General features: G+C 59.3%; 10 protein-coding genes. 6 read left to right on the top strand and 4 right to left on the bottom strand.

Going from position 1 to position 14672, the window contains the following annotated elements; genetic code table 11:
- The first annotated feature begins 389 nt into the window (after positions 1–389).
- The 4 genes from ACIPF8_RS20180 to ACIPF8_RS20165 all read left to right on the top strand — a co-directional run bounded on the left by ACIPF8_RS20180 (position 390) and on the right by ACIPF8_RS20165 (position 7032).
- Positions 390–1847 carry an efflux transporter outer membrane subunit gene (locus ACIPF8_RS20180; RefSeq protein ID WP_400424426.1) on the top strand — a complete coding sequence of 486 codons (1458 nt, stop codon included), beginning with the start codon at positions 390–392 and terminating at the stop codon, positions 1845–1847.
- Positions 1848–1872: 25 nt separating this feature from the next.
- A complete protein-coding gene (locus tag ACIPF8_RS20175; RefSeq protein WP_400424424.1) occupies positions 1873–3075 on the top strand; it encodes an efflux RND transporter periplasmic adaptor subunit in 1203 nt (400 codons plus the stop codon).
- 13 nt (positions 3076–3088) lie between these two features.
- Positions 3089–6148 carry an efflux RND transporter permease subunit gene (locus tag ACIPF8_RS20170; RefSeq protein ID WP_400424421.1) on the top strand — a complete coding sequence of 1020 codons (3060 nt, stop codon included), beginning with the start codon at positions 3089–3091 and terminating at the stop codon, positions 6146–6148.
- A gap of 233 nt (positions 6149–6381) precedes the next feature.
- The gene (locus tag ACIPF8_RS20165) at positions 6382–7032 is read left to right on the top strand and encodes a DUF1345 domain-containing protein (protein ID WP_400424418.1); all 651 of its coding nucleotides are present in this window, start codon (positions 6382–6384) and stop codon (positions 7030–7032) included.
- Between the two features lie 120 nt (positions 7033–7152).
- Here the strand turns inward: ACIPF8_RS20165 and mgtA are convergent, their stop codons facing one another.
- Positions 7153–9915: a magnesium-translocating P-type ATPase gene (gene mgtA / locus ACIPF8_RS20160; protein ID WP_400424415.1), complete on the bottom strand. Its 2763-nt coding sequence runs from the start codon at positions 9913–9915 to the stop codon at positions 7153–7155.
- Positions 9916–10463: 548 nt separating this feature from the next.
- On the opposite strand from mgtA, the gene ACIPF8_RS20155 reads away from it, so the two are divergent.
- Both ACIPF8_RS20155 and dacB read left to right on the top strand, forming a co-directional pair.
- Positions 10464–10847 (top strand): hypothetical protein, encoded by a 384-nt coding sequence (locus tag ACIPF8_RS20155; protein ID WP_400424412.1) that lies wholly within the window; start codon positions 10464–10466, stop codon positions 10845–10847.
- A 206-nt stretch (positions 10848–11053) separates the two neighbouring features.
- Complete coding sequence (gene dacB / locus ACIPF8_RS20150; protein ID WP_400424409.1) at positions 11054–12481, top strand: D-alanyl-D-alanine carboxypeptidase/D-alanyl-D-alanine-endopeptidase; 1428 nt, start codon at positions 11054–11056, stop codon at positions 12479–12481.
- A gap of 85 nt (positions 12482–12566) precedes the next feature.
- On the opposite strand, the gene ACIPF8_RS20145 is transcribed toward dacB, so the two are convergent.
- The 3 genes from ACIPF8_RS20145 to ACIPF8_RS20135 are packed head-to-tail and all read right to left on the bottom strand — an operon-like array spanning position 12567 to position 14547.
- Positions 12567–13070, bottom strand: a complete 504-nt coding sequence (locus ACIPF8_RS20145) for a TPM domain-containing protein (protein WP_400424407.1) — start codon at positions 13068–13070, stop codon at positions 12567–12569.
- Positions 13070–13948 (bottom strand): TPM domain-containing protein, encoded by an 879-nt coding sequence (locus ACIPF8_RS20140; RefSeq protein WP_400424404.1) that lies wholly within the window; start codon positions 13946–13948, stop codon positions 13070–13072. The genes ACIPF8_RS20145 and ACIPF8_RS20140 overlap by 1 nt, the downstream gene beginning before the upstream one ends.
- The gene (locus ACIPF8_RS20135) at positions 13948–14547 is read right to left on the bottom strand and encodes a LemA family protein (protein WP_400424402.1); all 600 of its coding nucleotides are present in this window, start codon (positions 14545–14547) and stop codon (positions 13948–13950) included. Before ACIPF8_RS20135 ends, ACIPF8_RS20140 begins: the two co-directional genes overlap by 1 nt.
- Positions 14548–14672: the final 125 nt, after the last annotated feature.

The raw sequence follows: 14672 nt of genomic DNA, 5'->3' as shown, positions 1-14672 counted from the left end.
CCGATTGCCAGGTTTGCTAATCTTTCGTTGATTTGCTCAGGTAAATACTTACGAAACAGAGGCGAAGCACGTTATGATTGCCGTCGGGAAATTTTCTGGTTTCAGCGGGAAGTCATAGCCATAAATTAGTATTTTATAAATTTTTCGAGGAAGTCGATCTGGCGCAATCTCCTGCATTCCGGCCCTCGTTTTTGTCAATTTGTCCCACAAATCCTGCATATCGTCGCAATCACGTACCAAGCGGCAATTTTCCACTCTACAGTGGCGACACTCACTTTTCCGGGAAAATTCAGGTAGTGGGGGCAGAGATCGAGTCATGCGCAGTCCAAGAGCATAAAACCAATAACCAATCCCATCTGGGAGCTTCAAAAACTAAGTAAGGGAGAAAGATGCGTTTACTTCAGATTCTCGGCAGCGTACCCCTGCTGTCCGCGATCGCCGGTTGCGTCGTTGGGCCTACCTACCAGGTACCTACGCCGGCAGTGTCATCGAAAGCTGTTTTGCCCGAATTCCAGACCAAGCTGCCGACACCGGCGGCGGATGGCGGCACGACGGACCTGACGCGCTGGTGGTCGCAATTCGACGATCCTCTGGTCGGCGAACTGGTGGCCGCCGTGGAGGCTGGCAATCCAACCCTGGCGCAGGCCCTGGCGCGCATTGCGCAGGCTCGCGCCAACGCCGCTTCGTCCGGCAGCGCCCTGTACCCGTCGCTGGCAGCCAATGCCAGCAGCATTCGCAGCAGATCGTTCAGCGGTGAAACCGCCTACGTCGCCACCAGCAACAGCGCGACGTTCGACGCCAGCTGGGAACTCGATCTGTTCGGCGGCAAACGCAAGGCAATCGACGCCGCTGATGCACGCCTGGCGGCCAGCAATGCCGATTGGTACGGCACCCGGGTTTCGCTGGCGGCCGAAGTCGGCAGCACCCTGGTCAATTACCGTGCTTGCGAAGCGACCGCAGCGATGCTGGCGCAGGACCTGAGCTCGCGCGAACAGACCGCCCAGCTGACCGCACTCAAGATCAAGGCCGGATTTACCGCACCGGCCGATGGCGCCTTGATCAACGGCTCGACCGCCGATGCGCGGCAGAAGCTGATCGTACAGCGCGCCGAATGCGACCTCGACGTCAAAGCGCTGGTGGCCTTGACCGATATCCCGGAACCGGCCCTGCGCGCCAAGCTCAGCGCCAGTGATCGCCTGCCGCAGCCGCATAGCATCACGGTCGACGGCATCCCGGCGCAGACCATCTCGCAGCGTCCCGATATCGCAATGGCCGAGCGTACCCTGGCCGCCGCCAGTGCTGACATCAATGTCGCCCAGGCTGACCGCTATCCAAAGATTTCGCTGATGGGCAGCATCGGTGTCGGCGGCTTGCGCTTCGACGGCCAGAACAGCCGTTCCAACACTTGGTCGTTCGGTCCATCCATCAGCCTGCCGCTGTTCGATGGCGGCCGCCGCCGTGCCGCGGTCGACCTGGCGCAAGCGCGCTACGACGAAGCGTATGCCGGTTATCAGCTGCAGGTGCGCAGCGCAGTGCGCGAAATTGAAGAGGCGCTGGTGCGCCTGGATGCGGCGGCGCGGCGCGAGGCCGATGCGGCTGCGGCATCGCGCGATTATGAGAGCTACTATCGCGCCAATGACGACAAGTTCAAGGCCGGTGGAGGCAGCCTGTTTGAACTGGAAGATGCACGCCGTACTTTCCTGGCGGCCCAGCAAACCGTGATCAGTGTGCAGCGCGATCACGTCAATGCCTGGATCGCACTGTACAAGGCATTAGGCGGAGGCTGGCAGCAAGATGCCAAGCTATCCGCAGTGCCGGCAGCGGCATCCCAATCCGATCGTTCCTAATACCAGACAAGCAAAGAATACTTTCATGAAAAAGCCATCTTTAAAACAGGCAGCATCGGTCGGCGTCGTCGTTGTGTTGGGCGCGGTCGGATTGTGGGCCATGACGGCGAATCACGCCAAGACCACGGACAAGAGCGCCGCTGACGCCAAACCCAGGGCCTCGCTGACGGTCACCACCACCAAGCCGCAAAGCGCAGACTGGCCGATGTCGTTCACGGCCAATGGCAGCGTCGCCGCCTGGCAGGAAGCCATCGTCGGCAGCGAGTTGGGCGGGATTCAACTGGCGGAAGTGCGCGTCAATGTCGGTGACGTCGTCAAGCGCGGCCAGGTGCTGGCGCGCTTCACCAACGAAAGCGTCGCCGCGCAAGTGGCGCAGCAGAAAGCCGCAGTGGAGGAAGCAAGAGCGGCCTTGGCAGAGGCGCAATCGAATGCCGAACGCGCCCATACCTTGGCCAACAGCGGCGCGTTGAGTGCGCAGCAGACCACGCAATACGAGATCGCCGAACGCAGCACCAAGGCGCGCCTGATGTCGGCCCAGGCCAGCCTGGACATGCAAGAGATCCGCTTGCGTCAGACACAGGTGGTGGCGCCCGACGACGGCGTGATTTCGTCGCGCACGGCAACGGTGGGTGCGGTAGCGTCGCAAGGGCAGGAGTTGTTCCGCTTGATTCGTCAGAATCGCCTTGAGTGGCGCGCCGAGGTGAATGCCACCGACCTGTTGCAGATCAAGCCGGGCCAGGCGGTCAAACTGCATATCACCAACGGTGTCACCGTAGATGGCAAGGTCCGCATGATTGCGCCGACGGCCGATCCGGTAACACGTAATGCACTGGTCTATGTCGACCTGCCGGCGCCGGGCAACGCCCATGCCGGCATGTTTGGCACTGGCGAGTTTGTGCTGGGGCACGCTGAGGCGCTGACCTTGCCGCAGAGCGCAGTGGTCATGCGCGACGGCTTCAGCTACGTTTACCAGTTGGGCAAGGATGACAAGGTTACGCAAACCAAGATCACCCTGGGGCGCCGTGTCGGCGACCGCATCGAAGTCACCGGCGGCGCCAACAGCATTACCAAGGACATGACGCTGGTGTCGCAGGGAGCCGGCTTCCTGGCCGATGGCGATACGGTGAGCGTGGTGCCAGCTGCAACGGTGACGCCGGTATCCGCGCCTGACGCCAAACCGGTAGCCAAGCCGGCCGCTGCAAATGCCGCGCCGCTGGCAATGAAATAAGCGAGGACCGGCCATGAATTTTTCCGCCCTCTCGATCAAGCATCCGGTTCCGGCCATCCTGCTGTTCATCATGCTCACCGTCATGGGCCTGATGAGCTTCAAAAGCATGTTGGTACAGGACTCTCCCGACATCGAATTTCCGTTCATCACGGTGACCACCAGCTTGCCCGGCGCCTCGCCGTCGCAGCTGGAAACCGAGGTCGCCCGCAAGATCGAAAATTCGGTCGCCACCATTACCGATATCCGCCACATCTACACCACCATCAATGATGGCGTGGTCGATACCACCATCGAATTCCGCCTGGAAAAGGATTTGCAGGAGGCGATGGACGACGTGCACGATGCGGTCAATCGCATCCGCAGCGATTTGCCGGTGGATGTGCGCGATCCGGTCTATTCCAAGGCCAGCACCTCGGGTCAGCCTATCCTCACCTATACGGTCAAATCGGATCAACTCGATGAAGAAGCCTTGTCCTGGTTTGTCGACAACACGGTGTCCAAAGCGCTGTTGTCGGTTCCCGGCGTCGGGCGGATAGCCCGTGTCGGCGGCGTCAGCCGCGAAGCGTTGGTCGAGCTGGATCCGGTGCGCATGGCGGCACTGAATGTCTCGGCGGCCGATATTTCGCGCCAGCTGCAGCGCGTGCAGCAGGAGTCGCCGGGCGGCAAAGCCGACATCAGCGGCGCTCGCCAATCGGTGCGTACCATTGGGACCGTCGGCAACGTAGCGGAAATCGCCGCATTGCAAATGGCTTTGCCGGATGGGCACATCATCCGCCTGGATCAGGTCGCCAAGGTGACCGACGGCATCGGTGAACGCACCGCGATCACACTGCTCGACGGCAAGCCGGTGGTCGGTTTTGAAATCACGCGTAGCAAGGGCGCCAGTGAAATTACGGTGTCCAAGGCGGTGCGCAAGGCTATCGTCCAACTGACGGAAAAAGAGAAGCACGTCAAGATCGAAGAAGCGTTCAACAACGTCGATGCAGTGCAGGAGAATTACGAAGGTTCGATGTCGCTGCTGTACGAAGGGGCGTTGCTGGCGGTGCTGGTGGTCTGGGTGTTCCTGCGCGACTGGCGCGCTACGCTGGTGGCTGCTGCTGCGCTGCCGCTATCCATCATCCCGACCTTCCTAGTGATGAACTTCCTCGGCTTCTCGCTCAATGGCGTCACCTTGCTGTCGCTGGCGTTGGTGGTCGGTATCCTGGTCGACGATGCGATTGTCGAAATCGAAAACATCGTGCGCCATCTGCGGATGGGAAAAACTCCCTATCAGGCGGCGCTGGAAGCGGCGGATGAAATCGGTCTGGCGGTGGTCGCCACGACATTTACGTTGGTAGCGGTGTTCCTGCCTACCGCGTTCATGAGTGGCATCGTCGGTAAATATTTCAAACAGTTCGGCTGGACTGCGGCCATTGCCGTGACGGCATCGTTGGTGGTCGCGCGCTTGCTGACGCCGATGATGGCAGCTTATCTGCTGAAGCCTATCGTCCGTCCGGAAAAAGACAGCCGCCTGATGAACCGCTATCTGGCGATTGCCTCATGGTGCTTGCACCATCGCGTCAAAACTACAGTAATGGCAGCCGTCTTTTTTGCCGGTTCGCTGGCCATGATTCCATTCCTGCCGACCGGTTTCATTCCGCCAAGCGATCGCGGCCAGACCCAGGTTTCGCTGGAACTGCCGCCAGGCAGCGTGCTCGCCGATACCAAGGCGAGCTCCGAGGAGGCGCGGCGCTTGATCATGCAAAACAAGGACGTTGATCGGGTCTACAGCGCCATCGGCGGCGACGAAGCGCGGCGTTCAAAATTGACCGTCTTGCTGAAAGACCGTCCAGAACGCAAGCGCAGTCAGACCGAGGTGGATACGGAACTGCGCGCGACGCTGGCGACATTGCCTGGCGTGCGCGTGACGATCGGCGCTGGCGGCAATGGCGAGGAATTGCAGCTGCTGCTGTCGGGCGACGATCCACAAGCATTGACCGCGGCGACTAAAGCGATCGAGCGTGAAATCCGTACCATACCCGGACTTGGCAATATCATCTCCAGCATCAGTCTGGTGCGGCCGGAGATCATCGTGACACCGAACTTCGCCAAAGCCGCCGACCTCGGCGTGACAGCTTCGGCAATCGGCGAAACCCTGCGCGTGGCCACCGCCGGCGATTACGACCAATCGCTTGCCAAGCTGAACCTGCCGGAACGCCAGGTGCCGATCCGGGTGCGGCTGCCGGAATCTGCGCGTCAGGATATCAGCGTGCTGGAGCGTTTGTCAGTGCCTGGGAAGAAGGGCAACGTGCCATTGAATTCGGTCGCGGATATCCGTTTCGACAGCGGCCCGGCGCGCATCGACCGCATCGACCGCAATCGTCGCGTCATCATCCATGTGGAGCTGAACGGCCATGAACTGGGTGAAGTGCTGGCCAAGGTGAACCAGTTGCCGAACCTGAAGAACCTGCCGCCCAACGTCAAGCGCGGCGAGCTGGGCGATGCGGAAGTGATGAAGGACCTGTTCACCGGCTTTGGCATGGCAATGTTGACTGGCGTATTGTGCGTGTACATGGTGCTGGTGCTCCTGTTCAAGGGCTTCCTGCAACCGGTGACGATCCTGGCGGCGCTGCCGTTGTCGATCGGCGGCGCGTTCGCGGCCTTGCTGATAACGCACAATTCGTTCTCGATGCCGTCATTGATCGGTCTGCTGATGCTGATGGGCATTGCGGTGAAGAATTCGATCCTGCTGGTCGAATACGCCATCGTCGCTCGCCGCGATCACGGCCTGAACCGTTTCGATGCCTTGATGGATGCCTGCCACAAGCGTGCCCAGCCGATCGTCATGACCACCATTGCGATGGGCGCCGGCATGATGCCGATCGCGATTGGCTGGGGAGCCGACAGCAGCTTCCGCGGGCCGATGGCGATTGCCGTGATCGGCGGTCTGGTAACCTCGACTTTCCTGAGTTTGCTGGTGATTCCAGTCGTGTTCACCTATGTCGATGACTTGCTTGTATGGACATCGAAGAAGTTCAGGAAGAAGCATGCTGCGGCCGCCCATCCGGTAGCGCCCGAGTTGAAGCCGTCCTAGTTACAAGCACGCTTTGTTGTAATGCCGTTCAGTGAAGACTGAACGGCATTTTTTATTTGCGAGAACAGGGGGCTACGGTTCGGCACTGTTCATCATCCTGTCATTGGTCTCAACGTCATCGCGCAACACGAAAGTCCATAGTTGCAATATGCTGTCGATTTAAAAAGCGGCGCGAGGATTTCCCGTCCGTCGTGCAGCAATCGATTTCGCATTCACCCAAGGACATCCGCATCATGAACATAAGCCGCCTGATTTTCCACACCCACCCGCGTTTGGTGATCGCGCTGGCGATTGGCGTTGTAGCCTGGGTGACTCTTCCTATCGGCTCCCAACTGACCCGCGCGCTGGTGGGCTGGAATGCCGGCGTATGGTCCTACCTGGCCATGCTCTGGTGGATGATGACCCGGGCCAACTCTGCCCAGGTTAAACTGCGCGCTGCTATCGAGGATGAGAACGACACCACGATCCTGATCCTGATCTGCATCGCGGCGGTCTCCAGCATCGGCGCCGTGGTGCTTGGATTGACGCAAGCGAAGGATTTTCTGCCGGGACCAAAAGAATTGCGCTACCTGTTCACTGGCATGACCGTGCTTGGCTCGTGGTTCCTGCTCGGCACCATCTTTGCGCTGCACTATGCGCGTCTGTTCTATGCCTGCGCAATCGACAAACTGCCGCTGCGTTTTCCTGACGACGAGAAGAATCCCGATTACTGGGACTTTTTGTATTTCTCGTTCACCATGGCCGTTGCAGTACAGACCTCCGACGTCAGCATCATGACGCGGCCGATGCGCAAGATCGTCCTGATGCAATCGGTGCTGACCTTCCTGTTCAACTCGGCAATCCTCGGTTTGTCGATCAATATCGCAGCTGGTCTGGTCAGTTGAATATCAGGCAGGTGACTGGATAGACGTAAAAAAAGCCAATCGATCGATTGGCTTTTTTGTTGTGCCGGCGGAAGTGCCGGTTCAGATGTTCACTCCCGCCGTGTCGATTCGCCCCGGCTGTTACTGCCAGCCGTAGCGACGTGCATACCAGCCCTTCATCGCCTGCGTCAGCACCGCGTACGCCACCAGGATCAACAGCAACCATGGGAAGTAAGTCAGCGGCAAAGCTTGCAGCTTGAAGTAATGCGCCAGCGGCGACATCGGCAGCAGGATCCCGACCAGCATGATGATGATGGTCATGCTCATCAACGCCCACGACGCGCGGCTCTGGAAGAATGGAATCTTGCGGGTGCGGATCATGTGCACGATCAGGGTTTGCGACAGCAAGCCTTCGATGAACCAGCCGGACTGGAACAGGGTTTGATGTTCCGGCGTATTGGCGCCGAAGACGTACCACATCAGGGCGAAGGTGGTGATGTCGAAAATCGAGCTGATCGGACCGAAGAACACCATGAAGCGGCCGATTTCGCCGGCGTTCCAGCGCTGCGGTTTTTCCAGGAATTCCTTGTCGACGTTATCGAAAGGAATCGTGATTTGCGAGATATCGTACAGCAGGTTTTGCACCAGCAGATGCAGCGGCAGCATCGGCAGGAACGGCAGGAACGCGCTGGCCACCAGTACCGAGAACACGTTGCCGAAGTTCGAGCTGGCGGTCATCTTGATGTACTTCAGCATATTGGCGAAGGTCTTGCGGCCTTCCAGCACACCTTCTTCCAGCACCATCAGGCTCTTTTCCAGCAGGATGATGTCGGCGGCTTCCTTGGCGATATCGACTGCGGTATCGACCGAGATGCCGATATCGGCAGCGCGCAGCGCCGGCGCATCGTTGATGCCGTCGCCCATGAAGCCGACTACGTGGCCCTTGTCGTGCAGCACGCGCACGATGCGTTCCTTGTGGGTCGGGCTGAGCTTGGCGAATACGGTGGTGGTGTCGACTGCAACCGCGAGGTCGGCATCGCTCATTTTTTCGACGTCGTTGCCGAGCAACATGCCGTCGACGACGAGGCCGACCTGGCGGCAGATTTTGGCCGTCACCAGTTCGTTGTCGCCGGTCAGGATCTTGACCGTAATGCCGTGCGCCTTCAGTGCGTCGAGCGCCGGTTTGGTCGATTCCTTCGGTGGATCGAGGAAGGCGATGTAGCCGATCAGCACCAGGTCGCTTTCATCGGCGACGCCATATACTTCCTTGGTCGGTGGCAGATCCTTGGCCGCTACCGCTACCACGCGCAAGCCTTCGGCATTCAGGCTGGATGTGGTTTCGTAGATTTCTTGCAGCAGTTCCTTGGTGAACGGCACCACCTCGCCGTTGTGGCGGGCGTGGGTACAAACCGAGACGATTTCTTCAACCGCGCCTTTGCAGATCAACTCGTGATGGTCTTCGCGTTCGCTGACCACCACCGACATGCGGCGGCGCTGGAAGTCGAACGGGATTTCATCGACCTTGCGGTAAGCCGACGCCAACGCCATTTCACGCTGCAGTTCGGCGTGTTCCAGTACGGCGACGTCGAGCAGGTTCTTCAGGCCGGTTTGGTAATGGCTGTTGAGGTAGGCGTATTCCAGCACCAGGTCGTCCTGCTCGCCGAGGATGTTGGTGTGGCGCTCCAGGAAAATCTTGTCCTGGGTCAGGGTGCCGGTCTTGTCGGTGCACAGTACGTCCATCGCGCCGAAGTTCTGGATCGCATCGAGACGCTTGACGATGACCTTCTTGCGCGACAGGGCGACGGCGCCTTTGGCCAAGGTTGAGGTGACGATCATCGGCAGCATTTCCGGCGTCAGGCCGACCGCAATCGACATCGCGAACAGGAACGCTTCAACCCAGTCGCCTTTGGTGTAGCCGTTCAGCAGGAACACCACCGGCGTCATCACCATCATGAAGCGGATCAGCAGCCAGCTGACCTTGTTGACGCCGGACTGGAAAGCCGTCGGTGTACGGTCAGAGGCGGTGACGCGTTCGGCCAGTGCGCCGAAGTAGGTGCGGTTGCCGGTCGTGACGACGATCGCTGTAGCCGATCCACTGACCACGTTGGTGCCCATGAAGCACAGGTTATCGAGTTCCAGCGGGTTGCTGGTGGCGGCGCCGCGATGGACCACGAATTTTTCCACCGGCAGCGATTCGCCGGTCATGGCCGCCTGGCTGATGAACAGATCCTTGGCGGTCAGCAAGCGCAGGTCGGCCGGGATCATGTCGCCGGCGGACAGCTGGACGATATCGCCCGGCACTAGTTTCTTGATCGGTAATTCGATGCGACGCGCGCCCTTCGGATGCAGGGTCACGTCGAAGTAGCGCAAGGCTTCTTCGGCAATGTCTTCGGCCAGGTCGTGACGCAGCACGGTGGCGGTATTGCTGACCATCGCCTTGAGCTTGTCGGCGGCGGTGTTGGAGCGCGACTCCTGGATGAAGCGCATCAAGGTCGACAGCACCACCATCGAACCGATGACGATGGTGGCTTTCATGTCTTCCGTCAGGTAAGACACGGTGGCCAGCACCGTCAGCAGCAGGTTGAACGGGTTTTTGTAGCACTGCCACAAATGGACCCACTTGGAGATCGGCTTTTCGTGCTCGACCTCATTCGGCCCCGCGGTGGCGCGGATATCGTCGGCTTCTGCCTCGGTCAGGCCGTCGGCGCGGCTGTGTAACGTCTTGAACAGTTCATTGATGTCAACGCGGGCTGCGGTTGACAAGGTTTCCGCCAGTGTATGCGGCACTTCCTTGGTAACTGGCGTGCTGCGGAACATGTCGGGAGCAAGCCGACGGAAGTGGCGATCCATGCCATGCGTGTGAACAAAGCTAACGAAGGTTTCTTTGAGAATATTCAGATTCATGGAATTCTTCTTTTTTCATGCAATGCGGTCGGCTGTCGTCGATCAGGGTACATCTGCGCGGTTTTCACTTTATCGCTTTTTAACTTTATGTTAACGACTGCCGATCCATATGGATGACAAGCTCTTCGCAAAAGTAAAAAACGTCCAGTGCGGCCCAGACTGTAAAGTCGATCGGTGACATCTTGATGACAATATCAAGAGTCCTGGCAACGGCGCACTATTCGACTAGCCCCGCCGCAGCTGCAAAGCTGCAATCGGAACAGGTTTCGCCAAGCCGGCGGCAGGCACAACAAACGAGGCGGCCGCGCAACTTGGTATAACAAGATCAGGTGGTGGAACACGAAGTACTCGCAAACGAACGTCGAAAAACGGACGCCGAGCACTGGGGGATACCATCATTCGCCTATGGCGAGATGACGGCAGGGGAAGTCCTGCGTTATCTTGCCGAGGCGGCGCCAGAACGGGTCTGGCAACAACTGTCACTCGAACAAGTGCCCATTAAAGGGACTCCATAAAATTTAGACTGGTGGATAGTAGCCGCGCCATGGATGGCGGTCAAGAAGTATTGTGCAGGACAGCAACAGCTTTTTTGGTTCGACTTTCCAGTTGTCTTATTAGTCACGTTTTTCGTTGCCATTCGATTATTTGTACTTGTTTTCCAGCATCAAAAACCTATACTGAAATGGCAAGTTACCGAGATTGTTGCAAACGCGCCGAATACGTTTTCTGCAATCCATAAGGAGACAATCGTGGTCCACTTGATTATGCAGAACCTGCTGTTCTTCGTGCCGATGGCCATTGCAGGGTTGATTTTGTGTGGTGAGGTGCCGGTGGCATCACGGGTCGCGCGGGGCGGTTTGCGCGCCATTGGCGCCGTGTGCGGCGCCTTGCTGGCCCTGATTATCCTGGAATCGATCCCGGCGCTGCTCTGAGCGGCAGCGCAGCAGCAACAGCGGCATGTACGGGCGGGATACCGGCCGGCATGCTGGGGGTTCCTTTTTTTGTGCAGCGGACATAGAGCTGACTATTCCCGTACTGTTTCCTATACTGTTTCTGGCCTCATCGCCATCTTCAATCCTTGCATCGCGTGATCGCGTGGGATAATCCCTCGCAACATTTCTTTTTCACCGGTGCTCACTTGAAAAAAATCCACGCGTTCAGTCTTGCCCTCTTGTCTTCTCTGTCGCTGGTCAATGCCCAGGCCCAGGATGCATCGCCTTCATTGCCGGCGCCGTTCAGCAACGCTTTGCAGCAGGCCGGCATCTCTGCCCAAAGCGTCGGCGTGTACGTGCAGGAAGTCGACGGCACTGGTCGCGTGTTGGCCTCCTCCAATGCCAACGTGCCGTTCAATCCGGCTTCCACCATGAAGCTGCTCACCACCGATGCGGCACTGGAGTTGCTGGGGCCGACCTATCGCTGGAAAACCCAGGCTTACGCCGATGGCAACCAGGTCGGCAACACCTTGCAGGGCGACCTGATTTTCAAGGGCAACGGCGATCCCAAGTTGGTGCTGGAAAATTTCTGGCTGTTCCTGCGCCAGATCCGCGCCAAGGGCATCCGCGACATCCGCGGCAATGTGCTGCTGGACCGCAGCACGTTTGACCAGAATGCCTACGATCCGTCCGAATTCGACGGCGATCCGATGAAGCCATACAACGTCGGTCCTGACGCCTTGCTGCTGAACTACAAGACGCTGACGTTCCAGTTCATGCCGGACCAGGACAAGCGCCAGGTCAGCGTCGTCATCGATCCGCCGATGAGCGGCTACGCCGTCGCCGCGCCAAGGCTCGGCAAGGGCGGCTGCGACGATTGGCAAGGCAAGCTGCAAGCCTCGGTGGATGCCGACGGCGCCAGCTTCAACGGCGCGCTGCCAGCCTCCTGCGGCGAGAAGACCTGGTACGTCAATCCCTACAAGATGAGTTCGACCCAATACTTCGGCGCGGTATTCCGCCAGATGTGGACCGACCTCGGCGGCAGCTTCAGCGGCAGCGTCAAGAACGGCGTGGTGCCGCCGACCGCGCGGCTGGTCACCGAATGGAGTTCGGTCACCTTGCCGGAAGTAATCCGCGACATCAACAAATACAGCAACAACGTCATGGCGCGCCAGGTGCTGCTGACCATCGCCGCCGATATCCTCAAAGTGCCGGCGACGCCGGAGCGCGGCGCGCGGGCAATCCAGAGCTGGCTGGCCAACAAGGGCATCGACGCCACTGGCCTGGTGATCGAGAACGGCTCCGGCCTGTCGCGCAACGAGCGCGTCTCGGCCAAGACCATGGGTCGCATGATGACCTCCGCCTTCCAGTCGCCGACCATGCCGGAATTCGTCTCCTCAATGCCGCTGGTCGGCTACGACGGCACCATGCGCAAGCGCCTGAAAGACCAAGGCGTAGCCGGACAGGCCCACGTCAAGACCGGCACCCTGAACGACGTGCGGGCGATTGCCGGCTACGTGCTGGCAGCTTCGGGAAAATATTACGCAGTGGTGTGCCTGATCAACGACCCCAACGCAGCCAAAGGACAGGCGGCGCAGGATGGGTTGCTGCAGTGGGTATATGAGAACGGCTAAGCTGCGTGACTGAACTGCGCCGGAAATAAATCGACTCTGACCCCAATTAATTAATTGGGGTCAGAGTCGATTTAATTGGTGGGGATTACAGGACCAGCGGCTTGTCGGACAGCTCGTTCTTTTTCCGGCCTTGGTCGGGGAAATGCTGGGTGAGGTAGCCGTTCATCTGTTCCAGCGCTGCCAGGGTGCTGTCATGGAAGGTGCCGCTGGCGAATTCCTTGGTCATGGTTTTGCACACAGCTTGCCATTCGGCGCTCTTGATGGCGCGGCCGACTGCGCGATCGACCACGATTTCGACTTTGTGATCGGCCAGGTTCACATACAGCAGCACGCCGACGTTTTCTTCGGTATCCCAAATGCGATAGTGAGCGAACAGTTCATGTGCGCGGTTGCGCGACGTGACGCCGTTCAGCACTGCCGGCAGGGTCAGCGAGCCTTCGACGATCATCTTGACCTCGGCCCGGTGCGTGATTTCGCCTTCGGCAATCTTGTGCTGGATCGCCTTCAGCGTCGCCGCCGGGAAGGCGCGCTGTGCGCTGCGCCTGGTTGTCAGCAGGTGGCGCCAGAAGCGTTGTAGAGTCGATGCCATTACCAATCCCCCGAGGCGCCGCCGCCATCAAATCCACCGCCGCCACCGGAAAAACCGCCACCGCCGCCGAATCCTCCGCCACCGCCACCAAAACCACCGCCGCCGCCACGTCCGCCCTGGCTCAAGATGCTGCCGATGATGACGCCAGCCGCGTTGCCCCAGACATTGCTGTTGAGCGTGCGGCCGGAGTTGCCACTGCCGCCGCCTCCACCGCCGCGTGCGCGTGAAATGACCGTGATCAGGATAATGAAACCGAAGAACAGCAGCGGCGCCAGTGCGCCCAGCAGATCGGATGTCGGTTCTTGTTGTTGCGCCGCCTTGCGCGTCGGTGCGGCAAAATGCTCGCTGTCGAGCAGCGGCATGATGGCCGAGACGCCAGCGGTCAAGCCGCCGTAATAATCATTCTTGACGAAGTAGGGCGCGATGATGTCCTGCAAGATGCGCTTCGATTGCGCATCGGTCAGCGAACCCTGCACGCCGCGCCCGGTCAGGATCATCATGCGCCGCAGCGCTTTCGGATTGTCCTTGGCGACCAGCAGGATGACACCGTCGTCGATGCCCTTGCGGCCCAGTTTCCAGGCATCGGCAACCCGCACTGCATAATCCTCGATGCCTTCCGGCTCGGTCTTGCTCAACAACAGGACCGCAATCTGGCTACCGGTGCGCTCTTCGTACTGGCTCAGCACGTTATCCAGCGTAGCGCGCTGCTCCGGCTGCAGCATGCCGACCAGATCGGTGACATGTGACTGCAACGGCGGCACCGGCACCTGCTGCGCCATGGTTTGCGCCAGGGCGGGCAGGGCCAGTACAGCCAGCAGTGCCAGCCAGCAGGCCAGCACCACGCGCGACAAAGCAGACATCGTCGTGCTACGGGACATTATTTTTTGCCGCCGAAATCGACGTCAGGCGATGTCGAGATCGCTTTTTCGTTATCGACCGTGAAGGAAGGCTTGACCTTGTAACCCATCGCCATGGCGGTCAGGTTGGTCGGGAAGCTGCGCGCCAGCACGTTGTAGTCCTGCACCGCGACGATGTAGCGGTTGCGTGCCACCTTGATGCGGTTCTCGATGCCTTCCAGCTGCGATTGGGCATCGCGGTACAAGCCATCCGCCTTCAATTGCGGATAATTTTCCGAGACGGCCATCAGGCGCGACAGGGCCGATGACAACTGCCCTTGTACCTGCTGGAATTTCTCAAACGCCGCCGGATCGTTCAATACCTCTGGCGTAATCTGGAAGCTGGTCGCGGCCGAGCGCGCCTTGGTCACCGCTTCGAAGGTGGCTTCTTCATGGGTGGCGTAGGCCTTCACGATCTGGGCAATTTTCGGCACCAGGTCGGCACGTCCTTGATATTGGTTGACGACTTCACCCCAAGCCGCCTTGACGGCTTCGTCCTTGGTCTGGAAATCGTTGTAGCCGCAAGCGCTGAGCAAGGATGCGAGGAGGGCGATGGCCAGCCATTTGAAGTAAGTTTTCATTCGGGATCCCTGAAAAAAGAAACAAGTGTGATGCACGTTAGCAAACTATTGATAGCCGCTCAAGTGTTAAATACTGGGCCGACGGGCAATCAGGCCCTAATTTGGAATTACAATGCGGGGTTCGC

Origin of the sequence: Collimonas sp. NPDC087041 (assembly GCF_044745265.1) — a bacterium.
GTDB lineage: Bacteria > Pseudomonadota > Gammaproteobacteria > Burkholderiales > Burkholderiaceae_D > Collimonas.
This window is presented reverse-complemented; position numbering and strand designations above follow the sequence as displayed.